The sequence below is a fragment of the Hymenobacter persicinus genome (genome assembly GCF_004167665.1).
Lineage (GTDB): Bacteria > Bacteroidota > Bacteroidia > Cytophagales > Hymenobacteraceae > Hymenobacter > Hymenobacter persicinus.
Map to the genome: position 1 here is coordinate 1 of NZ_SEWE01000112.1, position 711 is coordinate 711.

Consider the following 711-nt stretch of genomic DNA (forward strand, 5'->3'; position numbering starts at 1 on the left):
TCCCCGGGTTTGCCCGTACACAACTTAATGTATACGCCCTACTGCTTCACAGTAGTGGGTTGCCCCATTCGGATACCTGCGGATCACCTCGTATGTGCCAATCCCCGCAGCTTTTCGCAGCTTATCACGTCCTTCATCGCCTCTGAGAGCCAAGGCATCCCCCGTGTGCCCTAGTTTACTTCTAGGTGTCATCTTCTTGCGAAGACAACATGCTCGGTTGATTTGCACTATGGCAAATTTAACTCTTCTTCTTACTCGTTTTACTACGTCAAAGAACGTCTGTCCCGCCTATTGCGGAACAACGGGGAGGGTAGTGGATTGCTCTACTACTCTCCGGAAATCTGAATGAGAGGAAATGACAATTGATAATGTGTTGCGCAACCAAGTGACTGTGAAGCTCACGAGTCGGATTGCTCCAGAAAGGAGGTGATCCAGCCGCACCTTCCGGTACGGCTACCTTGTTACGACTTAGCCCCAGTTACTTGTTCTACCCTAACTGGCTTCTGTGACGAGCACCAGCTTCAGGTCTACCAAACTTCCATGGCTTGACGGGCGGTGTGTACAAGGCCCGGGAACGTATTCACCGCGTCATTGCTGATACGCGATTACTAGTGATTCCAGCTTCACGGAGTCGAGTTGCAGACTCCGATCCGAACTGAGAACGGCTTTGTGAGATTGGCATCACATCACTGTGTAGCGACCCTCTGTACC

The 711-nt window shown here is 51.2% G+C and carries 2 rRNA genes; both read right to left on the reverse strand.

Annotated features, from left to right (window positions below):
• Nucleotides 1–185 (reverse strand): 23S ribosomal RNA (locus EWM57_RS20805); the annotation flags it as partial.
• 234 nt (nucleotides 186–419) lie between these two features.
• Nucleotides 420–711: ribosomal RNA gene (locus tag EWM57_RS20810) — 16S ribosomal RNA — on the reverse strand; the annotation flags it as partial.